Below are 24,179 nucleotides of genomic sequence, written 5' to 3'. Positions count from 1 at the left end.
ATTGAGCACCACCCCAGAACTCCTAGCCGCCCTCGCAAAGGTCAACGACCCGGAGCTTCGCCGGCCGATCACCGAATTGGGCATGGTGGAATCAGCTGTCCTGGCCGATGGCACCGCCAAGGTCAAGATCTTGCTGACCATCGCCGGTTGCCCGATGCGCTCCACCATCGAGGAAGAGGCCACCGCGGCCCTGCTGACCGTAGCAGCGGTGCAGCGCGTTGAGGTGAGCCTGGGCGTCATGGATCCGCAGCAGCGCGCGGAGCTGCGCGAGTCACTGGCCAGCCGCCGCACCCCGTTCTCCGATCCTGCTTCCCTGACCCGGGTGATCGCTGTGGCCAGCGGCAAGGGCGGCGTGGGCAAGTCGTCGATTACCGCGAATCTGGCCTGCCAGCTAGCCTCCCAGGGCTTGAAGGTCGGCCTGATCGACGCCGATGTCCATGGTTTCTCCATTCCCTCGCTGATGGGTATTTCGCAGAACCCCACCCGGGTTGATGACATGATCCTGCCGCCGGTGGCGCACGGAGTGAAGGTCATTTCCATTGGCATGTTCCTGGATTCCAACCAGCCGGTGATCTGGCGCGGCCCGATGCTGCACCGGGCCCTGGAGCAGTTCCTCTCGGATGTCTACTTCGGGGACCTGGACTACTTGTTGCTGGACCTGCCGCCAGGCACCGGGGACATGGCCATCTCCGTGTCCCAGCTGCTGCCCAATAGCGAGCTGCTGGTGGTCACGACTCCGCAGTCCACGGCTACCGAGGTTGCCGAACGCGCCGGCACCATCGCCTTGCAGACCCATCAGAAGGTGATCGGGGTGGTTGAGAACATGAGCTTCCTGCAGCTGCCCGACGGGTCGCGCATGGAGGTCTTCGGTTCCGGTGGCGGTGCCAAGCTCAGCGAATCGCTGAGCCAGCAGCTGGGCTACCCTGTTGGGATGCTGGCCCAGATTCCGCTGGAAGAGTCCGTACGCGTGGGTTCGGATCAGGGCCAGCCGGTAGTGCTCAGCACCCCGGGGGCACCGGCCGCGGCAGCGATGCGTGAATTGGCCGGGAAATTGGAACAGCGACCGCGCGGGCTTGCCGGGCGATCGCTGCCGATGTCTTTCTGAGGACTTCTGGGCCTAGGTGGCTTCTGAGTCGAAGGGTGCCGGTTCGTTGGCGCCCAGCTGCAGCTGCTGCGCGGTAGCCGAAGGGACCGCGGTGCGCACCGGTGCTGGGGCCACGGTCTTGGCTGGAGAACCCTTTGCGGCATTCACGGCGTCGTCGAATTCATCGACAAGCGCCTCCTTGATGATTCGACGTGGATCATACTGGCGCGGGTCCAGCTTCTTCCAGTCGATATCGGCAACCTCGTCGCCTACTTCCTCGCGCAGCTGCTCCTTGGCGCCATTGGCCATGCGCCGCACTTCCTTGACCAGGTTCGCTAGCTTTTTGGCGTACTCAGGAAGCTTTTCGGGGCCCAGAATAACGACCGCCAGCACGGCGAGAACGATAAACTCGCCACCATTAATACCAAAAAGATCCACGTAAGAAGATTACCTTGTTACAGTGCCACTGACGAAGTCACCGCGCCACGCCAACGGTGAACACGCGATGAACGGGGTTAGCTGGCGGCGCGCAAGCCTCGCGGGATGCGCGGCAACGACATGGTCTTTGCAGGGCGGTTGGCTGGATTGCGGTGAGCGAGCGCATCACGAAGCATGGCGCGGCCACGGTGGATGCGAGAACGCACGGTCCCGAGCTTGACATCCAGGATGCGTGAGACTTCCTCGTAGGAGAAGCCTTCCATATCGCACAGGACAATAGCGGCACGGAACTCCGGCGACAACGCACGCAGGGCTTCTTGCACGTCGACATCCAAGTTGTTGAATTCGAAATAGCGTTCCGGGGTTACCGCGGTACCGGGCATCCGGTCTTCGGATCCCTCGGCGAAACGGTCGAAGCGGATCTTGCTCTTGCGCCGAGCCTGGTCCAGGAACAGGTTGGTGGTAATGCGGTGCAGCCACCCGCCCATGGTTCCGGGGGTGTAATTTTCCAAGGCTTTGAATGCGCGAACGAATGCCTCCTGCGAGAGGTCCTCGGCATCTTGGCGGTTACCAGTCAAACGGTAGGACAAACGGAAGACCCGTTGCCCATGTTCTTGGACCATCTGATCCCATGTCGGAGTCGTGGTTTCGGCAGTCACCGTAGAAGAAACTGTTTCACTTCGTGCATTGTTCACACTCCAAGTATGAAATGGGAAGCTGAGCTGAAGCTAAGAATACCCTGCGCGAGAACCTCCAAGTTCAACAACTTCAGGTAACGACGTAGGTACGATGGGAACTGGCCCCGCCAATTCAACCCTTGAGGACCTCCGCCGATGCCATCGATGAATCCAGAACTCTTCGCGAGCTGGACCTACACCCAGAACCACGTCAACGAACCAGAGCATGTCGCCCCGGTTCGCGAACGTGCGGAAGACCTGGGCGTGCGCTGCATCGATCAGGCCGGCCGCTCGATGCTGCAGATGCTCTGCACCCTGCGCCAGCCGCGCAATATCGTGGAGATCGGATCCGGTGTGGGTGTCGCATCGCTGGCGATGCTCGAGGTCATGGGCAACGCCATGACGTTGACCGCGATTGAATCGGATCTGGAGCACGCCAACGCGATGCGCCAGGGCCTGCGCGATTCAGGCATCCCCACCGCCCGCGCCCGCATTATCAATGAGCGCGCAGAGAACGTGCTCTCGCGCTTGGCCGACCACGCCTACGACCTGGTACTCATCGACGCCGGCGCTGAGCTGCTGCTCGAGTACGTGGCCGAGGCCAAGCGGCTGGTCGGAACCGGCGGGGTGATCATAGTGAACAACGCCTATGACGAGCACCGCCTGGCCAAACCCGCGGTTCGCCGCCCCTCCACCGTCACGACCCGAGATGCCCTGCGCATGCTGCGCGAGGACCCGCGCTTGCAGACCCACCTGTTCCCTACCGAGCAGGGCCTGTTTGTGGCCACTGTCCTTCCTGCCAAGGCCGCGACCCGCCTCTAGCCGCTGATTTCGGGAAAGACAAAGGACCGACATTTCTGTCGGTCCTCGATTGCCGCACCAGCAACCCGTGCGGCCAAAGCTAGAACTTGGGCAAGCTTACTCAGTTACCTTGAGCAGGCACTCACGCAATTCGGTTGCCTCGTCGTTGTTCAACTCGACTACCAGTCGTCCGCCTCCGTCGATTGGCAGGCGCAAGATGAGGCTGCGGCCTTCCTTAGCGACTTCCATTGGTCCATCACCGGCGCGTGGCTTCATAGCAGCCATTAAGCTGTTCCCTTCGTCTGTGGCTAACGCATGCACTGGCGCTTGCCGTGCATACAACCGAATGCCTAGTCCATCCTCAGCAAGGATTCCCTGCTGAGTTGGGACACTTATCTTTTATTATTACTAATTTTCGCCCGTGTCGCTAATCACACGCCGTGACTCAAGGTCACGAACCGTATTCTCCAGCTCGGTAATTTCTGCCGCGAGGACATCGAGCACCTCATCCACCTGGTCGCAGCGGTAACCGCGCAAGCCCAAGGAGAAGCGAACTTTCTCCACATCTTCAGCGCGCGGATTCTTGGCCAGCAGCACCGGCGGCAACGAAGCCTGGTGCTCTACCAATCCCGTGATGGGCTCCCCAGTGGATTCGAAGTGGCGACCTGCCGGTACATTCTTCCGCTGGCTGGACAGCAGCAGCGCAACAGCACCCACCAGCAATACTGCGATGGCAACAAGGAGGAACGGCATCGCCTACTGCCCCTTCGCCAGGTCGCCGACCTTCAGGTTTTCTTCATGCGCACGCAGCACCAGATCCACCGCTTCATCAGGATCATCGGTGATAGTGAACAAGTCCAGATCACCGGGGGAAATGGTGCCTTCAGCAACGAGCGTCTTGGTCATCCAGTCCACCAAGCCGCCCCAGTATTCGGTGCCCACAAGCACAATCGGGAAGCTGGTGATCTTCTTGGTCTGGACCAAGGTCAACGCTTCGAACAGTTCGTCCAGGGTGCCAAAACCCCCGGGGAGCACAATGAAGCCCTGCGAGTACTTCACGAACATCGTCTTGCGCACGAAGAAGTAGCGGAAGTTCAGGCCCTTGTTGACCCAGGCATTCAGTCCGGTTTCAAAAGGCAGCTCAATGCCCAGGCCTACGGAAACGCCGTCCTTGTCAGCAGCTCCCTTGTTGGCCGCTTCCATGGCGCCGGGGCCGCCACCGGTGATGGTAGTGATGCCTTCCTCGGCCAAGCGGCTGCCGACACGCTGGGCCATCGCATAGTACGGGCTGCCTGGATCCGTGCGCGCGGAACCGAAAACCGCGATGGCAGGACCGGTGCCGGCCATATTTCCAAAGCCAGAGACGAATTCCGATTGGATTCGCAACACGCGCCACACGTCGCTATGCGTGACATCGACCTGCGGGCTTTCCAGAAGATGGTGGTCAAGCTGATCTTCCGGTTGCTTTCCTGGCCAGCTCGCTTCGATGTGGCGCTTTTGCCCGACCCGGGCATTTTCTTCACTCTTACGCTGATGAACCATAGCTTCACTCTATCGGTTACTCCTGCGCATCTTCGGATGTGACCTACCGCGGATTGGAGAACAGTTTGATAACAACTAGGTGTGACATGGTCGACGGGTCGCGTAGTCGCCGTCACATCAAGTAATGTCTACAACATGAAAAGCGATCATCAGGCTCAAGCTTCTTCTGAAGGCCCTATCGTCCAGCTGACTGGGGTCAATAAGCACTACGGTGCGCTGCATGTGCTCAACGGCATCAATCTCGAAGTGACCAAGGGCGAGGTCGTTGTGATCCTCGGCCCGTCGGGCTCGGGCAAGTCCACGCTGTGCCGCGCCATCAACCGACTGGAAACCATCGACGAAGGCACCATCAAGATTGATGGCAAGACCCTTCCCGAAGAGGGCAAGGCACTGGCCAATCTCCGGGCCGATGTCGGCATGGTCTTCCAGTCCTTCAACCTCTTTGCCCACAAGTCGATCTTGGAGAACGTGACCCTCGGTCCGATGAAGGTCAAGGGCATGAAGAAGGAGGAGGCCAGGAAATTGGCGATGCAGTTGCTGGAGCGTGTGGGCGTGGCCAATCAGGCCGGCAAACTGCCCGCACAGCTTTCTGGCGGCCAGCAGCAGCGTGTGGCGATCGCCCGCGCACTGGCCATGAAGCCGAAGGTGATGCTTTTCGACGAGCCAACCAGTGCCCTGGACCCGGAAATGATCAACGAGGTCCTGGACACCATGGTGGGTCTTGCCAAGGAAGGCATGACCATGCTCGTGGTCACCCACGAGATGGGCTTCGCCCGCAAGGCGGCGGACCGCGTGATCTTCATGGCCGACGGCCAGATCGTCGAGCAGGCCACTCCTGAGGAATTCTTCACCAATCCCAAATCCGACCGTGCCAAGGATTTCCTTGGCAAGTTGATCACCAACCACTAATTTCATCATCACGCATCCAATAGGAGGAACAATGCGCAAGACTCGTTTCGGCACTGTAGCCGCAATGGCCGCCGTCGCAGCCCTGGCCCTGACTTCATGTGGCGGCTCCGGCGACAGCGAAGCCGACGGCGACAAGATCCGCATCGGCATCAAGTACGACCAGCCGGGACTCGGCTTCAAGGACGGCGATAACTACACCGGTTTCGACGTTGACGTCGCCAAGTACGTAGCCAGCGAACTGGGCTACACCGAGGACAAGATCGAATTCATTTCGGCACCGTCGGCCAACCGCGAGACCATGCTGCAGAACAACCAGGTTGACATGATCTTCGCAACCTACTCGATCACCGATGAGCGCAACAAGGTTGTCGACTTCGCTGGTCCATACTTTGTCGCCGGCCAGGACCTGCTGGTTCCATCCGACTCGGATATCGCCGGCCCAGAAGACCTCGATGGCAAGAACCTGTGCTCGGTCACCGGTTCCACCTCGGCCCAGAAGGTCAAGGACAACTACGCCCAGAACACCAACCTGCAGGAACTTCCGGGCTATGCAGAGTGCACCACCCAGATGAGTGGCGGCACAATTGACGCGGTTACCACCGATGACATCATCCTTGCCGGCCTGGCTGCGCAGCCTGCCTACAAGGGCAAGTTCAAGGTTGTCGGCGCGCCATTCACCGAAGAGAACTACGGCGTGGGCCTGCCTGATGGCACCGACAAGTGCGGCGACATCAATGCGGCAATCACCAAGATGATCGAGTCCGGCGAGTGGCAGAAGGCCCTGGACAAGAACACCGAAGGCACCGGTTACAAGCCGAACGCTGAAACCAACCCGCCAACCCTTTCGGATTCCTGCGCCTAGCAGCATCTGATGCGATGGGGGCCAAACGCAGCGTGTTTGGCCCCCATCTGCAATCTGCGTTTCCCAGGTACCAGCTAATGCAGGTACCGGACCCATAGCCGCTTGGCCGGTTTTCCGGCCATCGAGACAGAGGCTTGCAGTGGAGAATTACTTATCCATATTCACTGAGTACGACATTCCCGGAGCTTTCTGGGTCAATATCCAACTAACTTTCTGGGCTGCCATTGGCGCCCTCGTGCTGGGCACCATCTTGGCCTTGCTGCGCATCTCCCCCGTAGGGAGCTTCCAGGCCCTGGGCACCAGCTACGTTAACCTGATTCGCAATACCCCGCTGACCATCATCATCCTGTTCTGCGTGCTGGCCCTCTACGGCCAGCTCGGATTCGTGCTCAGCAGCGATTTCCAGGGAAACTTCTTCCGCCTCGCCGTCCTTGGCCTTGCGGTTTACCACGCGGCGTTCGTGTGCGAAGCGATCCGCTCGGGCGTGAACACGGTTCCCCTGGGACAGGCAGAAGCTGCTCGTGCCATCGGCCTGAGCTTCTTGCCCGCAGCGCGCTTGGTGATTCTGCCGCAGGCCTTCCGCGGCGCGATTGTCCCCTTGGGCAACACCTTGATCGCCTTGATCAAGAACTCCACCGTCGCAGCGGTCGGTTCGGTTGCCACGGAATCCTCCTCGGTCATGAAGACCATGATCGAGTTCCGCGCAGATATCGTGATCCCGATCTTCTTGACCTTCGCAGTGGGCTTCGTGATCATCGTCATTCCGGTGGGCCTGTTGACTACTTGGGCTTCTAAGAAACTGGCGGTGGCACGATGAGCGCGTCGATTCTTTTTGATACTCCCGGGCCAAAGGCCCGCCGCCGCATCTTGGCGGTAAACATAGTCGGCGCCTTGATTGCCTTGGGCATCGTGGCGTGGATCGTCCTCGGCCTGGCCGCCAAGGACCAGATGCAGCCTTCGCAATGGGATGACTTCATCGAAGGCAGCACCTGGAAGAACTACCTGCTTCCGGGCTTGTGGAACACCACCAAGGCAGCAGTCCTGGGCATCATCGGCTCGGTGATCTTCGGCCTGATCTTCGGTGTCGGCCGCTTGGCGCAGAATAAGCTGATCAACGGAATCTCCACCGTGATTGTCGAATTCTTCCGCGCGGTACCAGTGCTGCTGATGATCGTGTTCTTCAACGTCTTCTTCTCCCGTTCCCTGCAGCTGTCAGGTGATACGGCGATGTGGGCCGTGGTCGCGGCGCTGATCTTCTACAACGGCTCGGTCGTTGCGGAGCTGGTCCGTTCCGGCGTGCACAATCTGCCCAAGGGACAGCGCGAGGCAGGCATAGCGATCGGCCTGACCCGTGGCATGTCGCTGCGCCACATCGAGATCCCGCAGGCGCTGGTCGCCATGCTGCCGGCGTTGATCGGCCAGTTCGTTGTGATCTTGAAGGACTCGGCTTTGGGCTACATCATCAGCTTCAACGAGTTGCTGTTCTTCGCCCGCACCTACTCCTCGCCTAACGGCAACGTCCTGCAGGCGCTGATTGTGGCGGCAGCTATCTTCATCATCATCAACTTCACCTTGAGCAAGATTGCCGTGATTGTCTCGCGCCGGCTGAGCAGCCGGGTGAAGAAGGAGAAGAATACCCCGGCCGGCCCGGCCGCAGCTATAGTCGGCGCCCCAGCCGGCCTCGACGTGCCAGCGCCACAGGATCCTTCCGATCCCAAGGCCTAGCAGCTGAAACAAAAAATCTCCGTACCGCATGATTCACGCGGTACGGAGATTTTTTGTCTCTTCAAAGGCTGATCATCCCAGCCTCTGCGCTAGCCCAACCAAGTGCGCAGGGTCTGCAGGCAATCGCGGATGGCCTGCTGCGGCACATGCTCATCATCGCTGTGCGCCAGCAGCGCATCGCCCGGGCCGAAGTTCACGGCAGAGATGCCCAGGGCGGAGAAGCGGGAAACATCGGTCCATCCGTACTTCGGCTTCGGTTCCTGGCCCAGTACCTTGATCAGGTCTGCGGCGATCTCCTGGTCCAAACCGGGTTTGGCGCCATCAGCGCCATCGGTGCGTTCAATGTCGAAGCCGTCGAAAAGCTCACGAACCACGGCTTCAGCTTGGGCCAGTGTCTTGTCCGGAGCGAAGCGGTAGTTCACTTCCACCTCGCAGTAATCGGGAATCACGTTGCCGGCAATGCCGCCGGCAACACGGACCGCGTTCATGCCTTCACGGTAGTCCAAGCCTTCAACGGTGATGGTCCGGGGCTGGTAGGCAGCCAAGCGCTGCAGGATCTCCCCCGCATCGTGGATCGCGTTATGCCCCATCCAGGCACGTCCCGAGTGGGCTGCCTTGCCGCGGGTGCGGATGACGAAGCGGCTGGTTCCGTTGCAACCGCCTTCGACGGTGCCGTCGGTCGGTTCCAGCAGGATCGCGAAGTCGGCCTCCAAAAGTTCCGGGCTGTTCTTGGCCAGGCGGCCCAGACCGGATTTGGCTGCTTCTACTTCCTCGTGGTCGTAGAAGACGTAGGTGATATCGTATTTGGCCTCAGTCAGTTCTGCAGCCAGCGCAAGCTGCACGGCGACCCCGCCTTTCATGTCCGTGGCACCACGGCCATAGAGCACCCCGTCGATGACTTCTGCGGGCACGGTGCCCTTGGCGCCCTCGGTGCGCGGCAAAGGCACGGTATCGAGGTGCCCGGCCAGCACGACGCGGCGTTCGCGGCCAAAGTTGGTGCGCGCTACGATGGCGTCCTGGTCCCGGTGCACCTCAAGGTGCGCCAGCTTCCGCAGCGCCTGGTGCACCTTGTCGGCCAGCTCTTGCTCGTTGCCGGAAACGGATTCAATGTTCATGATCTGCTCGGTAAGCAGGGCAACGTCTTGCTGCAGGTCCAATTCGTTCACGGCTGGCTACGTCCTGAGTCTCTAGCTTCACTTTTTTGTCATTTATCAACGTTACTCCGGGCAACAAAGATACGATCAGTGTATGACTTCAGAATCTGTGACATCCAGCGAATCATCTGTCCGTTTAGCCTCAGCCCATGGCCTGGCAACGGTCGCATCCGATGGAACGATCCTTGATGTTTGGTACCCGGCTCCAGTCTTGGGCGAACTCGCCAAGGCTGAAGGGCTCTCCGGTGAACTCGCTGCCGCCGCGCAGGACGATGCAGCCCGCGGCACCACCCAGAAGGTCGTTTCACTGACCATTAATCTTGATGTAGCACCAGCTGACACCGCCGATGTGTGGCTGCGCCTGCACCTGCTCTCGCACCGTCTGGTCCAGCCGAACAGCATCAACCTCGACGGCATCTTCGGCCACCTCGCCAATGTCGTGTGGACCAACTCCGGGCCTTGCCAGGTAGAGGGGTTTGAGGTGACTCGCTTGAAGCTGCGCGCCCGTGGAGCGGTCACCGTGTACGGCGTGGACAAGTTCCCGCGCATGGTCGACTACGTGGTCCCAGCCGGCGTGCGCATTGCCGACGCTGGCCGCGTGCGCCTCGGCGCCCACCTGGCCGAAGGCACCACCGTCATGCATGAAGGATTCGTCAATTTCAACGCCGGCACCTTGGGCACTTCGATGGTGGAAGGCCGCGTGTCCGCTTCGGTCGTTGTCGGCGATGGTTCGGATGTCGGCGGCGGCGCCTCGATCATGGGCACCCTCTCCGGTGGCGGCAAGGAGCGCATTGTCATTGGCGAACGCGTACTGCTGGGCGCCAACGCCGGTGTAGGCATTTCCATCGGTGACGACTCGGTAGTGGAAGCTGGCCTGTATGTGACCGCCGGCACCCGTGTGGTTCTGGGCGAGAAGCAGGTCAAGGCGCTGGAGCTTTCCGGCGTGCCGAACCTGCTCTTCCGCCGCAATTCCATCACCGGCGCCGTTGAGGCGTTGCCGCGCGCCGGCCAGACCGTTGAGCTGAACAGCGCACTGCACGCCAACTAGTTCTTGCCCTGCAGTCCAACTGGCAGATCACGGAAGTGATCTGCCAGTTTTTTATTGCTGGGCTATCCGCCGGGGAAGATGATGGTCACCATCGGCTGGATGAAGCCGTGGAAGGCCTTGGAGTCGCGTAGCAGCGACGTACTGGCCACGATGGTAGCCGTGCCGGTCAGCCATGCCCTGGGCTCGTCCAGGGGCACGTCAATGAGCTGGATTTCCTGGCGGGTGGATTGCATGCCGTGCTCCACCCCGTGGTCGATGAGGATTCTTTCCAGCTCATCCATGCGGTGCGGCACGTACTTGCCACTGTTTTCTGCAAAGTCCTGGGCATGCTGCTGGGCAAAAACCGTGGCCTGGCCGTAGTGCGCGCGGGCCAGCCGGGCCAGGGCCGGGTAGCCGTCGTCTTGAAGCCGTTCAATCAGTGCATCGCTGGCCGCCGGCTCCTTGGCCGGCGCTATTGCGGTCAGCGAATCCCACCAGGAGCTCCATTCCTGCTTGAGCTGTCCATGCGAGTCGTCGATCTTGTTGCGGTTCTTGATATTGGAAGCCAGCCGGCTATTGGGTCCGGCCTCCGCGGGGTGGACGCCTGACAGTTCGCGCAGGTACAACGCCATCAGCATATTCTGATTGGTATTTATGGCTAGCGACCAATTATTTCCACGACGTTGGTACATGCATACCACCTGACTCTTCGGCACACTTGTCGTTCCCTCTGCCTCATAGGATACTCCCGAAGTACCGCTTAAAACAGGGAAGGACCTGTCGCCCCACTTGTGTGGGAAGACAGGTCCTGCCGCCGGGATCCGGAAACTCGCCCTAGGCCTGGTAGCCGGGATAGTCGCGAGCGGTTTCACCCATGTACAGCTGGCGTGGGCGGCCGATCTTCAGCTCTGGGTCCTTGATCATTTCGCGCCACTGTGCGATCCAGCCTGGCAGACGGCCGATGGCGAACAGCACGGTGAACATCTTCTCCGGGAAGCCCATTGCGGTGTAGATCAAGCCGGTGTAGAAGTCCACGTTCGGGTAGAGCTTACGCGAGATGAAGTACTCATCATTCAGCGCAGTCTCTTCCAGCTTCATCGCGATCTCAAGCAGCTCGTTCTTGCCCTGCTTTGCCAGCAGGTCGTGAGCGGTCTTCTTGATGATCTTGGCGCGTGGATCGTAGTTCTTGTACACACGGTGGCCGAAGCCCATCAGGCGTACGCCGTCTTCCTTGTTCTTGACCTTCTGCATGAAGTCTTCTGGGGAGATGCCGGAGGACTGGATCTCGCGCAGCATCTTCAGCACGGCTTCGTTGGCGCCGCCGTGGGCTGGGCCGGACAGTGCATGGATACCTGCAGAAACCGAAGCGAACATGTTGGCTTCGGAGGAACCGACCAGGCGCACGGTGGAGGTGGAGCAGTTCTGCTCGTGGTCAGCGTGCAGGATCAGCAGCAAGTCGAGGGCCTTGACCACATCCGGATCCGCAAGGTAGGGCTCGGCAGCGGTGCCGAAGCACAGGCGCAGGAAGTTCTCGACCATGTTCATCGAGTTGTCCGGGTACAGCAATGCCTGGCCGATGGACTTCTTGTGCGCGTACGCAGCCAATACCGGCAGCTTTGCCAGCAGGCGCAGGGTCGAACGCTCAACCTGTGCGTCATCCTTCGGATCCAGCGAATCCTGGTACCAGGTCGACAGGGCCGAAACAGCCGAGGACAATACCGGCATCGGGTGCGCGTCGCGCGGGAAGCCGCCGAAGAAGCCCTTGAGCTCTTCGTGCAGCAGGGTATGGCGGCGCAGCGAATTGTCGAACTCGGCCAGCTGATCAGCAGTCGGCAGTTCGCCGTAGATCAGCAGGTAGGTTACCTCGATGAAGCTGGACTTCTCGGCCAGCTGCTCGATTGGGTAACCGCGGTAGCGCAGGATGCCCGCGTCGCCGTCGATGTAGGTAATCGCGGACTTGGTAGCCGCGGTGTTCATGAAGCCGGGATCGTAGGTCACGTTCCCGGTAGTCTTCAAAAGTGGGGCTACGCCAAATCCGTCATTGCCCTCTGCTGCCTGAATTACTGGCAGCTCGAGGTTGGATTCTCCAAAGTGTAGCTGTGCAGATGTGGTATCTGTCATTGCATCTCCTAACCGGAAAGCGTGTAGTTCCGAAAGGTCAGTCGTCACCGTAGAACATACCGCGATTTGACCCATTCAAGCTAATTAGGGTGTCATCTTCACCGGTTGGCGGAAGAATTCAACCGTTCAACGGCAGCCGCGATCCGCTCATCGGAGGCGGTCAAGGCCACGCGTACATGGCGTTCCCCCGCGGTGCCGTAGAAGACGCCAGGACCGGCAACGATGCCCAGTTCCGCCAGCGCCCCGATGGTTTCGAAGCTTGGCCGCCCAGCGGTGCACCACAGGTACAGTCCTGCCACCGAATCATCGATGGCCAAGCCGAAGTTCTCCAGCGCTGGCCGCAGCATGGCCCGGCGTGCCCGGTACAGCTCGCGCTGCGCCGCAACATGCTCGTCGTCATTCAATGCCACCACCATGGCGTGCTGGATTGGACCGGGCACGATCATGCCCGCATGCTTTCGGCTGTTGACCAGAGTTGGCATCAGGTTCGGGGCGCCGGCAACGAAAGCGGCGCGGTATCCGGCGAGGTTCGACTGCTTGGACAGCGAGTACAGGGCGAACAGGTCATCGAGGTTTCCTCCGTTGACCGCCGGGTCCAGGATGCTTGGCACCTGGCCCTCGTATTCATCCCATCCCAGTTCGGCGTAGCACTCATCGGAGGCCACGACGGCACCCATTTCACGCGCCTGGGCCACGATGCTTGCCAGCTCGGCGGTAGCACGGACCTTGCCGGTCGGGTTGCCTGGCGAGTTGACCCAGATGAGCTTCACGCGTTCACGCTGCTCAGCAGTCAATTCCGAAAGGTCGTCGGTGGCGATGGCGGTCGCGCCGACCAGCTGGGCGCCGATGTCATAGGTGGGGTAGGCGATCTCTGGACGGACCACGATGTCGCCGGCACCCAGGCCCAGGAACAGCGGCAGCCATGCCACCATTTCCTTGGAGCCGACCGTTGGCATGACATCATCGGTGCTCAAACCGGTGACATTGCGGCGACGGGCGAACCAGTCGACGATGGCCTGGCGAACTTCAATGGTGCCGTGCGTGGTCGGGTATCCGTGCGAGTTCGCCGCCTCGGCCAGCGCCTGCTGGATCAGCTGCGGCGTGCCATCGATCGGCGTGCCGATCGACAGGTCCACGACTCCCCCCGGATGCGTGGATGCTTGCTCGCGGTATGGGGCAAGCTGGTTCCAGGGGTAATCGGGGAGCTCAAGCATAAAAGTGAAAACCTAGCCTTGGTTCTGTGGTGGCAAGGCGCTGATCAGTGGGTGGTCAGTGCCGGTGTTACCAATTTTAGCGGCGCCGCCCGGGGATCCAAGTTCGTCGAAAAAGTCGACGTTTGCCTTGTAATAGTCGGCCCATTCATCCGGCACGTCATCTTCGTAGTAGATGGCTTCAACGGGGCAGACAGGTTCGCAGGCGCCGCAGTCAACGCATTCATCCGGGTGAATGTAGAGCGAGCGCTCACCTTCATAGATACAATCTACCGGGCACTCTTCGACGCACGCCTTGTCTTTAACGTCGACGCACGGCTGAGCGATGATGTAAGTCACGAGGGCCGAGACCTTTCCTTGCACTGGGTGGTTTCAACAGGAGCTAGTGGTTTCCTCAGATGCTCTTTGAATCCTTTACCAGCTCAAACTACAGTCTAGTCCTGATACCCATGCATCGGACCGCCCATTGGCTCGCTGTGACGTAATCGACCATTCACATTTCAGCTTCCCGGGGTCCAGATGAATTCTTCTTACGAAAAGATGACGTTTCCAAATGCTTAATTTCAGTGATGTGACGCCCGGTGAACGGCTTGTTGTCCGCTACCGCTTGGCCGACGGGCGGGCCGGTGAGCATTTTTCCGATGCACTGGGCGAGTTGCAGGAAGTGACGGAGGAATCGGTGAGCATCCAAACCCGAGCTGAACTGGTATGCATCCCCCGCGCGGCGATCACTCACGCCAAGCGGGTACCGCCGGCTCCGACGCGCCGCAGGCCCCGTGCCCCTCGCGCCGAGTAGCAGCCTGCAAGCCGCGCAATTTTCCTGCCTCCAGGTGTTGCTGCCGCGGGCACACCCATACCGCTTGGGACGACATGTGATTTGAAACTGCCAATCACTCAGCGCTTTTCGCGTATGCTGTTTCCATGCCCTCCGATAAACTTGTCCAATCGCGAGCACGAGCTCTCAGCTCCCCGCTGAGGCTTCGCATCTTGCGCTTGTGCCTCCATGAGTCACGAACGAACAAGGAAATTGCGGACATTCTCGATTTGAATCCCGCCACCTCCTTGCATCACGTGCGAACCCTGGTCAGCAACGGTTACCTCGCGGCAGAAGAATCGCGCCGAGGCAACCGTGGCGCCAAAGAAGTGCCCTACCGCAGCACCAAGCAGTCCTGGGGCACGCGCATTCCCGACGCGGCCCCCATGCTGGTGGACACCTTCCTGCAGGAAATCGAGGGACTTGATCCCCAGGAGATACAGGTAATCCGCTTGGGCCTGAAGCTCAATGAAGAAAGCCAGAAGGATCTCATGAGCCGGCTGCGCGCTGTGATCGAGGACTACGCGATGCGAGATCCGGATCCAGACGGCGTTGCCACCTCGTTGTTCTTGGCCCACCACCTGGATATCACCGGCAATGCGCGCAAAGACCAGTAGCCTGCTTTTCGCCTAATTAAACACAGAAGGAGCTCTTCCCGTTGGGAAGAGCTCCTTCTGTTTTCAGTTCTGGCGTTGTTGCTTGCGCAGCACTCGCAAGGAGCACAGCAGGGCAATCACCGATGGAATAACCATTCCATACATCCACAAGGCCGAGGCCAGCGTTGGCCCGGGCAGGTACTTGTAGTACTCCATGCCCAAGATCAGCTGGTCATCGCCCACATAGGAAATCAGACCAACGGTCACATAGCAACCGATGAACCCCAGCGCACCGGCCCACAGCTTCGATGAAGACACCGCAGCCCAGTACACCAGAACTCCGAGCAGGAGCCAGGCCAGACCCACACCCCAAACCAGCGGGATGTCGTTTCCGACATAGCTGATGGAGGCGTGGATTGCGGTCCCGAATAATCCTGCTGCCACGGCGGCAACAACACCGCGCCAGAGCGCGGAGAAGTTGCTGCCGAGGGATTTGCGCTTATTAGGAGCGAGCGCGTGCACGGGTAGCCTTGGCACGGTCGTTGGCGTTCAGCAGAACCTTGCGGATGCGGATGGCTTCCGGGGTAACCTCAACGCACTCGTCTTCGCGAGCGAATTCGAGCGACTCTTCCAGAGTCAAGTTACGTGGTGGGGTCAGGTTCTCGAACGAGTCCGAGGAAGCAGCACGCATGTTGGTGAGCTTCTTTTCCTTGGTGATGTTCACGTCCATGTCGTCGGCGCGGGAGTTCTCGCCGACGATCATGCCCTCGTAAACCTCTTCGGTTGGCTTCACGAAGAAGTTCATGCGCTCCTGCAGGTTGATCATCGCGAATGGAGTCACAACGCCTGAACGGTCGGCAACGATCGAACCGTTGATGCGGTATTCGATTGGGCCTGCCCATGGCTCGTAGCCTTCAGCCAGCGAAGCAGCAATGCCGGCGCCGCGGGTTTCGGTCATGAAGCGGGTACGGAAGCCGATCAGGCCACGTGCTGGAACCATGAATTCCATGCGAACCCAGCCGGTGCCGTGGTTAGCCATGTCGGTCATGCGGCCCTTGCGCGATGCCATCAGCTGGGTGATAGCACCCAGGTACTCTTCAGGCACGTCGATGGTCATGCGTTCCATTGGCTCGTGAACCTTGCCGTCAACCATCTTGGTAACAACCTGTGGCTTGCCAACGGTCAGCTCGAAGCCTTCACGGCGCATCTGCTCAACGAGGATGGCCAGTGCCAATTCGCCACGGCCCTGGACTTCCCAAGCATCTGGACGCTCGGTAGGCAGGATGTTCAGCGAAACGTTGCCGATCAGTTCCTTGTCCAGGCGATCCTTGACCTGTCGTGCGGTGACCTTGGCACCCTTGACCTTGCCAGCCAGTGGCGAGGTGTTGATACCGATGGTCATCGAGATCGCAGGTGGATCAACGGTGATCAATGGCAACGGCTTAGGGTTCTCAAGGTCGGTGAGGGTCTCGCCGATCATGATGTCTTCGATACCGGCAACTGCAACGATCTCGCCTGGACCAGCTTCGTCAGCTGGAACGCGGGTCAGGCCCTGGGTGGCCAGCAGTTCGGTGATCTTGACCTGCTTCATGGTGCCGTCCTGGCGAGCCCAGTTAACCTGCTGGCCCTTGCGCAAGGTGCCGTTGATCATGCGCAGCAGCGCCAGGCGGCCAAGGAATGGCGAAGCGTCAAGGTTGGTGACGTGGGCCTGCAGGACTTCACCTTCGGTGTAGGTCGGTGCAGGAACATGCTTGATGATGGTCTCGAACAGTGGCTCAAGATCTTCGTTGTCCGGCAGGGTGCCATCGCCAGGCTGGTTCATCGAAGCGTAGCCGGCCTTGCCCGAGGCGAAGACGACAGGAACGTTCAAGATTGCGTCCAGATCCAGATCCGGAGCTTCGTCAGCCAAGTCCGAAGCCAAGCCCAGCAGCAGGTCCATGGAGTCGGAGATGACGCCATCGATGCGGGAGTCGGGACGGTCGGTCTTGTTGACCACGATGATCACTGGCAGGTTGGCGCTCAATGCCTTGCGCAGCACGAAGCGGGTCTGCGGGAGCGGGCCCTCGGATGCGTCAACGAGCAGAACCACGCCGTCAACCATGGACAGGCCGCGTTCCACCTCGCCACCGAAGTCGGCGTGGCCTGGGGTGTCAATGACGTTGATGGTCATCTTCTTGCCCTCGGCTGCTGGGCCGTTGTAGAACACGGTGGTGTTCTTAGCAAGAATGGTGATGCCCTTCTCGCGTTCCAGCTCACCTGAGTCCATCACGCGATCTTCGGTTTCACCATGGCTGTCGAATGCGCCAGTCTGCTGGAGCATGGCGTTGACGAGGGTGGTCTTGCCGTGGTCAACGTGCGCAACGATGGCTACATTGCGAAGTTCATCGCGAGTAATGGTGTTTGCTGACATGCGTGAAGGCTCACTTCCGCTCGAAAATTTGGGTCTGTGGAGTCGGGGCCAAAGTCGACCCAACAATCCAGTTTACGCGCTCGAGACTCATAGTCTGTTGATCTGTGTCAGAACATACAGGAATTTCATGTATCAGTCGCAAAGAATTCAGCGGATTGACCGCGTTGGCATCCAAAAACGCAGCTTGCTAGGCCCAAAGTTGACTTCAATTTCCGGGAGTTCAGCGTCCAGCAAGCCGCCGCATTTTTCTATGGTGGATTTTGAACCGATGTTATCGGAATCACAGGTAACCAGCGCATGTTCAATTCCTGATTCGCGAAGTTCCTGCAACCCGAATTTGCACAGTTCCTGTGCCACACCACGGCGACGATACTCGGGAATTACACCATAGCCGATATGTCCGCCGACCTGAAACAGGCTCTCGTTGATTTCATATCTGACGGAAACCCGACCTACCAGATCCCCATCGTCAAAGGCGGCGAACAGCGCCGAGCGAACCCAGCCTTCTGGAATGTGCTCGCCTCGGCGCCCTGCCTTCATCCGGTAGATATAGTCTTCCCAGTCCTCGGCGGCAGACCAAGTTGGCAAGAACTCGAAGTCTTCGCGAAGCATCAAGTGGTGGGCGTCGATTGCCTGCTGTTCGTCCTGGCTTTCCAATTCACGGATCTCCAGCGTCTTTCCCAACGTCATAGCGCCAGTATGCCAGAGCGCCTTCGCCTCCCACCGGTGAATTGCGCGCCAAAGATGCGCCTGAGCCCTAGTAGGCCACCTGCTGGCCCCGCACTTGCCTGGCCCATTCCACGGTTCCGCCGCTAAGGCTGTAGACCGCAATGCCTGCATCCCGACCGGACATGGTGATCCGCGCCGCCTGCTGCGAACGGGCACCGGTTTTGCACACGAATACGACCGCCGAAGCGCTGTGCGCGAGCTTTCCCAGACCCCGTTCTTTGAGCTGCGCGAGCGGGAGGTGCTGGCTGTGCGGGATCGCTATGATGTCGCGCTCCCAGGATTCGCGCACATCCACCAGCAATACCGGTTCGTCCGCTTCCAGCTCCGCTAGCTGCTGAACCGTGAGCTCCGGGACATGCCCTTCGGCAGCGCAGGAAACCGGCAGGTACTCCCCCAGCCCGGTCACCGGCTCACGTTGCGGATCCCTGACGAAATCGAGGGTCCGCACACTGGCTTCCAGCGCATCATAGAGCCAGAGCTTGCCGCTCAGTGTGGTCCCGATTCCGGTAATGAGCTTCAGGGCTTCGGCGCACATCACCGAACCGATAACGCCGCACAGTGCGCCGAAGACTCCTCCTTCGGCACAGCTGGGCACGGAGTCCGCGTCGGGGATTTCAGGAAAAAGATCACGCAGCATCGGGCCGGTGCGCGGATCGAAGACGGACACCTGCCCGGAGAACTGGAAGAGGGTTCCCCACACCAGCGGGGTGCCGGTGATTTCCGCGGCATCATTGGACAGGTACCGCGTGGCAAAGTTGTCGCTGCCGTCGATGACCAAGTCGTATTCACTGAATAGCGCCACTGCGTTGGATTCATCCAGCTTTTCATCCACGGTGATGATCTGGACGTTCCGGTTCTGCTCGTGGGCCATCCGCCGCACCGAATCCACTTTCAGGCGCCCTGCATCCTGTTGCCGGTGCATGGTTTGTCGTTGCAGATTGGACAGCTCGACGGTGTCATCGTCGATGATCCCGAGGGTGCCGATTCCCGCAGCGACCAGGTAGCTGGCAATGGGACTGCCCAGGCCCCCGGCTCCGATAACCAGCACCTTGGCGTTGGCGATGCGGCGTTGCCCTTCTTCTCCCACCCCGGGCAAGGACAAGTGCCGGGAATAGCGCGCCAGCTCTTCCGGTTCCAGCTCCGCGCCGGGTGCTACCAAGGCTTCCCGGCTCACGAGAAGTCACCGACCAGGGTTTGCATCATGCCTTCGGCCGGCGAGGAGGCCAGTGCGGTATCGCGGCGCGGGATCCGGCCAGCGAGCCGCGCGGCGCGCCCGGCACGCACGGCATCCTTCATGGCCCTGGCCATGAGCGGCGCGTTGTGCGCCCGGGTCACCGCGCTGGCCAGCAGCACCGCGTCGCAGCCGAGCTCCATGGCCAGGGCCGCATCCGAGGCGGTGCCCACCCCGGCGTCAAGGATCACCGGTACCTGCGCGCGCGAGACGATGGTGGAAATATTGTGCGGATTCAGGATCCCCAGGCCCGAGCCGATCGGTGCTCCGGCCGGCATGATTGCCGCAACCCCGGCGTCCTGCAGGCGCTGGGCAAGTGCCGGATCATCATTGGTGTAGGCGAAAACCTGGAACCCGTCGGCCACTAGTTGCTCGGTGGCCGCATGCAGTTCCAGCGGGTCCGGCAGCAGCGTGTGCTCATCGGCAATGACTTCGAGCTTGATCCAATTGGTTTCCAGAGCTTCACGGGCCAGGTGCGCGGTGAGGATCGCATCGCGGGCGGTGAAGCATCCAGCGGTGTTGGGCAGCGCAATCACGTTGTTGCGCTGCAGCAGTTCATACACGTTGCCTGCGCCGGCCGCCGAAAAGTGGCGGATGGCCACGGTGGTCAGCTCCGTTCCGGAGGCCTGCAGCGCGCTTTCCAGGGTGGTCAGCGAACTCGCTCCCCCGGTGCCGAGGATCAGGCGCGAGGACAAGGAGCGTCCGGCGATTTGGAATGGGTCGCTGTGGATGTCCAGCTCGGTGATGTTGCGCGTTTCCATGCCTAGCCTCCCTGGGCCGCGGTAACGAGTTCAATGCTGTGCCCTTCGGCCAGCAGGTAGCTATTCCAGGCGCTGCGTGGAACGACAGCGCCATTGACGGCGGCGGCAACTCCGAGCTTGCTGCCGTCAGCGGCCACCGAGTTGGCGTCCAGTTCCTTGCCGATTTGCGTGCTGATGAATTCGCGAAGGGTGGTTCCTTCGTCCAGGTTCAGTTGCCGTGAATTGAAATTGATGCCGATGCTTGTCATGGTTGCTGCTCCGTTCGGTGAGCGGTCTAGGTTGCGTTGGCAAAGCGGTGGGGATCCACAGCCTGGTGCAAGGGGTGGGATTGGTGGCCGTGGGCGAGATCCGCAGTGAGCGTTGCGCCCAGCGGAGCCAGCAGCACGCCGTGCCGGGAGTACCCGGTGCAGAGCAGCAGCCCTGGATCAAGGCGTCCAAGCAGCGGCCGGTCATCTGGCGTGGCGGGACGTGCCCGGGCCGTTGCCTCGTTCAGCGTGCAGTCGCTGATGCCGGGGACAAGCTTTCTCGCGTTGTCCAGCAGCAGGTGCATCGCGCCAATGTTCACCGCTTGTTGCCGGTCTTCACGGACACTGGCGCCAAGGACGAGGCTGCCGTCCCTTCTCGGCACTAGATACACCTGTTCCCGGTGCACGATGCCGCGGATGGTGCGGGTGATGAGCGGCGGGCCTGCTGGTCCCTGGATCCGGAGGATGTCTCCGTAGACCGGACGCAGCGGAAGTTCGTTCAAGCCATCGAGGGTGCCAAGACCGGTGGCCACGATGGTCTGCTCCGCTTCGAAGATTCGGCCCGATGCGGTGCACACAGCGGTGGTCCGCTTCCCGTCGGTCACCAGTGCCTGCGCCCGTTCCTCGACCAGGTGCGGACGCAGATGCTCCAACAGGATCTTGACGATGGATCGAGGGTCGACCTGGTGGTCATCTTGGCACAGGACCGCGCCAGCAATATTGGCGGCCAAGGCTGGTTCGAGCTTGCGGGCTTGGCTGGGCAGCAGCTTTTGCGCTGACAGGCCGAGGGATATCTGCAGTTCGGCCAGCTCGTGCAGGGCTTCGCGGTCCGCAGGCTCTGCGGCGACAACGAGCGTGGAGTTCTGCAAGTAGTCCGGGCGTTGCCCGGTGGCCGATTCGATGCGCTCGATGAACTGCGGATAGGCGGCATTCGAGGCGGCAAGCAGCTGGTGCAACGGGCCATTGCCCCAGACCGTTTCAGCTGCCGGGGCCAGCATTCCTGCTGCCGCGTAGCTTGCACCTTGGCCGGGTGCCGGATCGATGAGGGTGACGGTGTGTGCGCGTGAATCCAGCTCGAACGCGACGGCCAGGCCGATTATCCCGGCGCCAACAATGTTGACATGCACAAGGGCACGCTTCCTTCCTACGGCGGCATGACCCGCATCAGGTGTAGCGGTCGGCTCGGTGCCCTCTCAGCCTGGTCGATTCAGGCTCCCGCGGATTACAGCGATTATAAGCATGATGCAGCTCATAAAGTCGAACTTCACTGAACGCAGTTCCGTCATCTTCTGTGATGTACTTGCTGACATGGCATTCCATGACTTCCCTATCGAGCTTTCCCAAGGTTCTGCGCTATCCAGCACCATCATCTCGTTGGAGCAAGAACTCTTGGAATCTAGCCAACGCCATAGCCAGGAGCAATTGCAGCGGCGCTTGCATCCTCGGTTCGCCGAGGTGGGAGCCAGCGGGCGAGTCTATGATCGCGAGGCCATCATTGCCCAGCTGGCCCAGGAGCCGGCACGGGCTGCCGGGGCGTTGAAAGTCGAAAGCCCGGTGGCTCTCCAGCTTTCAGACCAGCTGGTGCTGCTGCGCTGGAAGCTGCTCTCCGGTTCCCCCAGCGAACGCAGTTCACTGTGGATCCATGAGCAGGGCCGCTGGCAGCTGCTCTTCCACCAGGGCACGGTCGCCGCTCATCCGCAGCCATCTGCAGGACCGAAGGAAACCGTGCATGCCGACGGTGAATTCACGGTGCGCCGGCTGCGCCTTTCGGATGCCGAAGCGGTCTTCGAGGCATTCTCCTCGAACCCCGACATGCTGCGCCAAGGCGACGCCGATTCCCCGCAAAAGGCTGAGTCGTATGTGCGCGCACTGCTGGAGGCCGGGGAACGCCAGCAGGCGATGGCCGTCGCATATCGGGATCGGCTGGTGGGACTGGTGTGCGGTACGGTCGACCCGGCCAATCGGAACGCGTGGATTTGGTATTGGATGAACCAGAATTACCGGGGCCGGTCGCTGGCCACCCGCGCCGTGGCAACCTTGGTGGATTACCTGTTCGACGAGCTGGGACTGTACCGCTTGGAGCTGGGCTTGCGGGCAAATAATCCCGGGTCGAAGCATGTGGCAGAAAGCAACGGCTTCCTGCACGAAGGTGTCGAGCGGGGCAAATTCCTGGTTGCCGGAGAACGCATCGATGTGCACACCTACGCGCGGTTGCGTACCGATGGCGGCTCTGCGGTCATGCCCTTGCCGTGGGGCACGCAGCAGTAGCTTGGCGGGCATCAAAAAAGTCGCGGAATCCGGTTTTGGATTCCGCGACTTCTTATCTGTCCCTCAGGTTTTGTGATGCGTGGTTAGATGCCTGGGTTCGATGCCGGTGGCGTCGAGTCCGGGCCATTGGTGGCCTGTTGGGCCTCCATCTTTTTCAGCGTGCGGGCCGCAGCATCACGACCGCCGAGGCCAAAGGCCAGAGCCGCTGCCAATGCTGCGCCAATGACGATTGCGCCGAAGGCCATGTTGATGATCGAATCGGCGATACCCATGTACTTCAGGCCCATCGCCACGAACAGCGCAATTGCCGTGTAGCGGATGATCTTCGAAGCAGTAGTGTCACCCAAGAAGCGGCCAATCACATTGGCGATGACGAAACCTGCGGCGATAATTGCTGCGCCGAAGAGGATCTTGCCGCCCAAGGCCAGGATCTCATTGAGGATATTGGTGATCGCTGGGAAGTTCAGCATCTGGGCCGCCATCACACCGAAGAACAGCACGATAGCAATCTTGACGATGCCAGCGATGATTCCCGAAGCGCTCTTGCCCTCGGGAACTACGCCCCACTGGGCAACAACAGTGTCGGTACCCACGCCGTGGAGGGTGGATTCAAGTAGCTGCCCGACGAACTTGGCAATCAGGATACCCACGGCCAAGAGCGCCAAGGCCATGATGACCTGCGGGATTGCGGTGAAGACCAGCTGCAGCATCTGCTGGGCAGGTACCGAAATTGCCGCGATGCCCAGAACCTGCAGGGCTGATATTGCGACGACTAGCAGGATCAAGGCGAAGACGATGTTGGCAATGATGTCAACGATCTTCGCTTGGGATTCGCGAGACTGAACTTCATCTACTGGTTCGTTGCCTGGGGTGACCTTGCGGACCAGTCCGCTAAAATCGACAGTTCCCAAACCGGTCCTCAGCAGCTGGCGAACGATATTCGCGATGACGTAGCCAATGAAGAAGATGAAGCCCGCACCGATGAGGTTGGGGATGAAGGCCATGACGCCGCCGAGCATGCCCTGCACCGGCGATAGCACTTCGGATAGAGCGAAGACCTGCAGGATTGCCACGAGGCCGAAGAGCCAGACAATCAACCCCGCGACCTTGCCTAGGGATTGGCCTATTTGTTCTCCGTCATTGCCCTGCTTTTGCAGGAACTTCACCCTGTTCACCAGTTTGGCGGCAGCCCAACGAATTATGCGTGCAACTAGCCACGTAATGATGAGGATGATTAGCGCGATGCCAACCTTTTGTAGCATCGACGCCCAGTCGATATTGCCTAAAACGTTCTCAGACTGCATTGCTGCTCCTTCAACGTAGGGACAGTCCGACCCTACGATGAAGGTTCTCCGCTGACTAGGGCAAAGACCCATGCTCCCAGCTTGAATCATTGGACTTTCACAGCTCGAATTGCGAAAAGCTGACTATATCCCGATGTGTTCAACGAATTCCGAACAATAAGACCTTGCCGACAACTGATCCACGCAATGTTAGAAAGTTCGCGGTTGCGTCCAAACCCGTGAATTGCCATGGAAGCTATTGCGGATTCAGCCATTGACCTTTATTCATCC

28 protein-coding genes and 1 riboswitch are annotated in these 24,179 nt (G+C 60.2%); of the genes, 10 read left to right on the top strand and 18 right to left on the bottom strand.

Annotated features, from left to right (window positions below):
- Window position 1 precedes the first annotated feature (1 nt).
- Window positions 2-1,105, top strand: coding sequence for an Mrp/NBP35 family ATP-binding protein (locus ACIQTS_RS01475; protein WP_105661514.1), 1,104 nt, complete (start codon window positions 2-4; stop codon window positions 1,103-1,105).
- A gap of 12 nt (window positions 1,106-1,117) precedes the next feature.
- Here ACIQTS_RS01475 and ACIQTS_RS01470 read toward each other — a convergent pair whose 3' ends face one another.
- Both ACIQTS_RS01470 and sigE read right to left on the bottom strand, forming a co-directional pair.
- Entirely contained in the window at window positions 1,118-1,522 is a 405-nt protein-coding gene (locus ACIQTS_RS01470) for a sec-independent translocase (protein ID WP_133833695.1), read from the bottom strand.
- Window positions 1,523-1,599: 77 nt separating this feature from the next.
- On the bottom strand, window positions 1,600-2,217 hold the full coding sequence (gene sigE, locus ACIQTS_RS01465; protein WP_105657526.1) for an RNA polymerase sigma factor SigE: 618 nt from the start codon (window positions 2,215-2,217) through the stop codon (window positions 1,600-1,602).
- Window positions 2,218-2,355: 138 nt separating this feature from the next.
- On the opposite strand from sigE, the gene ACIQTS_RS01460 reads away from it, so the two are divergent.
- On the top strand, window positions 2,356-3,021 hold the full coding sequence (locus ACIQTS_RS01460; protein ID WP_105657527.1) for an O-methyltransferase: 666 nt from the start codon (window positions 2,356-2,358) through the stop codon (window positions 3,019-3,021).
- A 96-nt stretch (window positions 3,022-3,117) separates the two neighbouring features.
- On the opposite strand, the gene ACIQTS_RS01455 is transcribed toward ACIQTS_RS01460, so the two are convergent.
- The 3 genes from ACIQTS_RS01455 to ACIQTS_RS01445 form a co-directional block, all read right to left on the bottom strand.
- Window positions 3,118-3,285, bottom strand: coding sequence for a DUF3117 domain-containing protein (locus ACIQTS_RS01455; RefSeq protein ID WP_402470704.1), 168 nt, complete (start codon window positions 3,283-3,285; stop codon window positions 3,118-3,120).
- A 123-nt stretch (window positions 3,286-3,408) separates the two neighbouring features.
- Window positions 3,409-3,753, bottom strand: coding sequence for a DivIVA domain-containing protein (locus ACIQTS_RS01450; RefSeq protein WP_105657528.1), 345 nt, complete (start codon window positions 3,751-3,753; stop codon window positions 3,409-3,411).
- Window positions 3,754-3,756: 3 nt separating this feature from the next.
- A complete protein-coding gene (locus tag ACIQTS_RS01445) occupies window positions 3,757-4,542 on the bottom strand; it encodes a TIGR00730 family Rossman fold protein (RefSeq protein WP_105657529.1) in 786 nt (261 codons plus the stop codon).
- Between the two features lie 177 nt (window positions 4,543-4,719).
- Between ACIQTS_RS01445 and ACIQTS_RS01440 the strand changes: the two genes are divergently transcribed.
- The 4 genes from ACIQTS_RS01440 (at window position 4,720) to ACIQTS_RS01425 (ending at window position 8,038) form a co-directional block, all read left to right on the top strand.
- Window positions 4,720-5,451, top strand: coding sequence for an amino acid ABC transporter ATP-binding protein (locus ACIQTS_RS01440; protein ID WP_402471208.1), 732 nt, complete (start codon window positions 4,720-4,722; stop codon window positions 5,449-5,451).
- A gap of 31 nt (window positions 5,452-5,482) precedes the next feature.
- Window positions 5,483-6,313, top strand: coding sequence for a glutamate ABC transporter substrate-binding protein (locus tag ACIQTS_RS01435; protein ID WP_105657531.1), 831 nt, complete (start codon window positions 5,483-5,485; stop codon window positions 6,311-6,313).
- A 139-nt stretch (window positions 6,314-6,452) separates the two neighbouring features.
- Complete coding sequence (locus ACIQTS_RS01430) at window positions 6,453-7,130, top strand: amino acid ABC transporter permease (RefSeq protein ID WP_105657532.1); 678 nt, start codon at window positions 6,453-6,455, stop codon at window positions 7,128-7,130.
- Window positions 7,127-8,038, top strand: a complete 912-nt coding sequence (locus ACIQTS_RS01425; protein ID WP_105657533.1) for an amino acid ABC transporter permease — start codon at window positions 7,127-7,129, stop codon at window positions 8,036-8,038. The genes ACIQTS_RS01430 and ACIQTS_RS01425 overlap by 4 nt, the downstream gene beginning before the upstream one ends.
- An 89-nt stretch (window positions 8,039-8,127) precedes the next feature.
- Here the strand turns inward: ACIQTS_RS01425 and dapE are convergent, their stop codons facing one another.
- A complete protein-coding gene (dapE, locus tag ACIQTS_RS01420) occupies window positions 8,128-9,204 on the bottom strand; it encodes a succinyl-diaminopimelate desuccinylase (RefSeq protein WP_402470698.1) in 1,077 nt (358 codons plus the stop codon).
- Window positions 9,205-9,286: 82 nt separating this feature from the next.
- Here dapE and dapD point away from each other — a divergent pair, with 82 nt between their 5' ends.
- The gene (dapD, locus tag ACIQTS_RS01415) at window positions 9,287-10,240 is read left to right on the top strand and encodes a 2,3,4,5-tetrahydropyridine-2,6-dicarboxylate N-succinyltransferase (protein ID WP_402470695.1); all 954 of its coding nucleotides are present in this window, start codon (window positions 9,287-9,289) and stop codon (window positions 10,238-10,240) included.
- A gap of 62 nt (window positions 10,241-10,302) precedes the next feature.
- On the opposite strand, the gene ACIQTS_RS01410 is transcribed toward dapD, so the two are convergent.
- From ACIQTS_RS01410 to fdxA, 4 genes are all read right to left on the bottom strand, one after another.
- Window positions 10,303-10,851 (bottom strand): hypothetical protein, encoded by a 549-nt coding sequence (locus ACIQTS_RS01410; RefSeq protein WP_133833694.1) that lies wholly within the window; start codon window positions 10,849-10,851, stop codon window positions 10,303-10,305.
- Window positions 10,852-11,053: 202 nt separating this feature from the next.
- Window positions 11,054-12,340 carry a citrate synthase gene (locus ACIQTS_RS01405; protein WP_105657537.1) on the bottom strand — a complete coding sequence of 429 codons (1,287 nt, stop codon included), beginning with the start codon at window positions 12,338-12,340 and terminating at the stop codon, window positions 11,054-11,056.
- Window positions 12,341-12,438: 98 nt separating this feature from the next.
- Window positions 12,439-13,554, bottom strand: coding sequence for a succinyldiaminopimelate transaminase (dapC, locus tag ACIQTS_RS01400; protein WP_402470692.1), 1,116 nt, complete (start codon window positions 13,552-13,554; stop codon window positions 12,439-12,441).
- Window positions 13,555-13,566: 12 nt separating this feature from the next.
- A complete protein-coding gene (fdxA, locus tag ACIQTS_RS01395; protein ID WP_013349521.1) occupies window positions 13,567-13,890 on the bottom strand; it encodes a ferredoxin in 324 nt (107 codons plus the stop codon).
- A 214-nt stretch (window positions 13,891-14,104) separates the two neighbouring features.
- On the opposite strand from fdxA, the gene ACIQTS_RS01390 reads away from it, so the two are divergent.
- Both ACIQTS_RS01390 and ACIQTS_RS01385 read left to right on the top strand, forming a co-directional pair.
- A complete protein-coding gene (locus ACIQTS_RS01390; RefSeq protein ID WP_400288366.1) occupies window positions 14,105-14,347 on the top strand; it encodes a hypothetical protein in 243 nt (80 codons plus the stop codon).
- A 125-nt stretch (window positions 14,348-14,472) separates the two neighbouring features.
- Complete coding sequence (locus tag ACIQTS_RS01385) at window positions 14,473-14,982, top strand: helix-turn-helix domain-containing protein (protein ID WP_105657540.1); 510 nt, start codon at window positions 14,473-14,475, stop codon at window positions 14,980-14,982.
- Between the two features lie 63 nt (window positions 14,983-15,045).
- On the opposite strand, the gene ACIQTS_RS01380 is transcribed toward ACIQTS_RS01385, so the two are convergent.
- From ACIQTS_RS01380 to thiO, 7 genes are all read right to left on the bottom strand, one after another.
- Window positions 15,046-15,483: a hypothetical protein gene (locus ACIQTS_RS01380; RefSeq protein ID WP_105657541.1), complete on the bottom strand. Its 438-nt coding sequence runs from the start codon at window positions 15,481-15,483 to the stop codon at window positions 15,046-15,048.
- Window positions 15,464-17,371 (bottom strand): translational GTPase TypA, encoded by a 1,908-nt coding sequence (gene typA / locus ACIQTS_RS01375; protein WP_105657542.1) that lies wholly within the window; start codon window positions 17,369-17,371, stop codon window positions 15,464-15,466. Before typA ends, ACIQTS_RS01380 begins: the two co-directional genes overlap by 20 nt.
- 147 nt (window positions 17,372-17,518) lie before the next feature.
- Entirely contained in the window at window positions 17,519-18,061 is a 543-nt protein-coding gene (locus ACIQTS_RS01370; RefSeq protein ID WP_400288368.1) for a GNAT family N-acetyltransferase, read from the bottom strand.
- Window positions 18,062-18,128: 67 nt separating this feature from the next.
- The gene (moeB, locus tag ACIQTS_RS01365) at window positions 18,129-19,274 is read right to left on the bottom strand and encodes a molybdopterin-synthase adenylyltransferase MoeB (RefSeq protein ID WP_402470687.1); all 1,146 of its coding nucleotides are present in this window, start codon (window positions 19,272-19,274) and stop codon (window positions 18,129-18,131) included.
- Complete coding sequence (locus ACIQTS_RS01360) at window positions 19,271-20,092, bottom strand: thiazole synthase (protein WP_402470685.1); 822 nt, start codon at window positions 20,090-20,092, stop codon at window positions 19,271-19,273. Before ACIQTS_RS01360 ends, moeB begins: the two co-directional genes overlap by 4 nt.
- A gap of 2 nt (window positions 20,093-20,094) precedes the next feature.
- Window positions 20,095-20,340 (bottom strand): sulfur carrier protein ThiS, encoded by a 246-nt coding sequence (gene thiS / locus ACIQTS_RS01355; RefSeq protein WP_105657546.1) that lies wholly within the window; start codon window positions 20,338-20,340, stop codon window positions 20,095-20,097.
- A gap of 26 nt (window positions 20,341-20,366) precedes the next feature.
- A complete protein-coding gene (gene thiO / locus ACIQTS_RS01350; RefSeq protein ID WP_402470682.1) occupies window positions 20,367-21,464 on the bottom strand; it encodes a glycine oxidase ThiO in 1,098 nt (365 codons plus the stop codon).
- Window positions 21,462-21,566: riboswitch (TPP riboswitch) on the bottom strand. It overlaps the preceding gene by 3 nt.
- A 79-nt stretch (window positions 21,567-21,645) precedes the next feature.
- On the opposite strand from thiO, the gene ACIQTS_RS01345 reads away from it, so the two are divergent.
- A complete protein-coding gene (locus ACIQTS_RS01345; RefSeq protein WP_402470680.1) occupies window positions 21,646-22,605 on the top strand; it encodes a GNAT family N-acetyltransferase in 960 nt (319 codons plus the stop codon).
- Between the two features lie 83 nt (window positions 22,606-22,688).
- Here the strand turns inward: ACIQTS_RS01345 and ACIQTS_RS01340 are convergent, their stop codons facing one another.
- Window positions 22,689-23,909, bottom strand: coding sequence for a mechanosensitive ion channel (locus ACIQTS_RS01340; RefSeq protein ID WP_133833686.1), 1,221 nt, complete (start codon window positions 23,907-23,909; stop codon window positions 22,689-22,691).
- Window positions 23,910-24,179: the final 270 nt, after the last annotated feature.

It is taken from the genome of Glutamicibacter sp. NPDC090743 (assembly GCF_044769125.1).
Lineage (GTDB): Bacteria > Actinomycetota > Actinomycetes > Actinomycetales > Micrococcaceae > Glutamicibacter.
Note: the sequence above shows the minus strand (reverse complement) of the source record. Positions and strands in the feature narration are given on the sequence as shown.

Excerpts from the sequence above, each read along its gene's own strand:
- ACIQTS_RS01405 (WP_105657537.1), bottom strand. The coding sequence starts at position 12,340 with ATGACAGATACCACATCTGCACAGCTACACTTTGGAGAATCCAACCTC.
- ACIQTS_RS01345 (WP_402470680.1), top strand. The coding sequence starts at position 21,646 with ATGGCATTCCATGACTTCCCTATCGAGCTTTCCCAAGGTTCTGCGCTA.
- dapD (WP_402470695.1), top strand. The coding sequence starts at position 9,287 with ATGACTTCAGAATCTGTGACATCCAGCGAATCATCTGTCCGTTTAGCC.
- ACIQTS_RS01410 (WP_133833694.1), bottom strand. The coding sequence starts at position 10,851 with ATGGCGTTGTACCTGCGCGAACTGTCAGGCGTCCACCCCGCGGAGGCC.
- ACIQTS_RS01390 (WP_400288366.1), top strand. The coding sequence starts at position 14,105 with ATGCTTAATTTCAGTGATGTGACGCCCGGTGAACGGCTTGTTGTCCGC.
- ACIQTS_RS01450 (WP_105657528.1), bottom strand. The coding sequence starts at position 3,753 with ATGCCGTTCCTCCTTGTTGCCATCGCAGTATTGCTGGTGGGTGCTGTT.
- ACIQTS_RS01385 (WP_105657540.1), top strand. The coding sequence starts at position 14,473 with ATGCCCTCCGATAAACTTGTCCAATCGCGAGCACGAGCTCTCAGCTCC.
- ACIQTS_RS01445 (WP_105657529.1), bottom strand. The coding sequence starts at position 4,542 with ATGGTTCATCAGCGTAAGAGTGAAGAAAATGCCCGGGTCGGGCAAAAG.
- ACIQTS_RS01435 (WP_105657531.1), top strand. The coding sequence starts at position 5,483 with ATGCGCAAGACTCGTTTCGGCACTGTAGCCGCAATGGCCGCCGTCGCA.
- ACIQTS_RS01425 (WP_105657533.1), top strand. The coding sequence starts at position 7,127 with ATGAGCGCGTCGATTCTTTTTGATACTCCCGGGCCAAAGGCCCGCCGC.
- ACIQTS_RS01370 (WP_400288368.1), bottom strand. The coding sequence starts at position 18,061 with ATGACGTTGGGAAAGACGCTGGAGATCCGTGAATTGGAAAGCCAGGAC.
- thiS (WP_105657546.1), bottom strand. The coding sequence starts at position 20,340 with ATGACAAGCATCGGCATCAATTTCAATTCACGGCAACTGAACCTGGAC.
- ACIQTS_RS01360 (WP_402470685.1), bottom strand. The coding sequence starts at position 20,092 with ATGGAAACGCGCAACATCACCGAGCTGGACATCCACAGCGACCCATTC.
- dapC (WP_402470692.1), bottom strand. The coding sequence starts at position 13,554 with ATGCTTGAGCTCCCCGATTACCCCTGGAACCAGCTTGCCCCATACCGC.
- ACIQTS_RS01460 (WP_105657527.1), top strand. The coding sequence starts at position 2,356 with ATGCCATCGATGAATCCAGAACTCTTCGCGAGCTGGACCTACACCCAG.
- ACIQTS_RS01340 (WP_133833686.1), bottom strand. The coding sequence starts at position 23,909 with ATGCAGTCTGAGAACGTTTTAGGCAATATCGACTGGGCGTCGATGCTA.
- typA (WP_105657542.1), bottom strand. The coding sequence starts at position 17,371 with ATGTCAGCAAACACCATTACTCGCGATGAACTTCGCAATGTAGCCATC.
- ACIQTS_RS01455 (WP_402470704.1), bottom strand. The coding sequence starts at position 3,285 with ATGGCTGCTATGAAGCCACGCGCCGGTGATGGACCAATGGAAGTCGCT.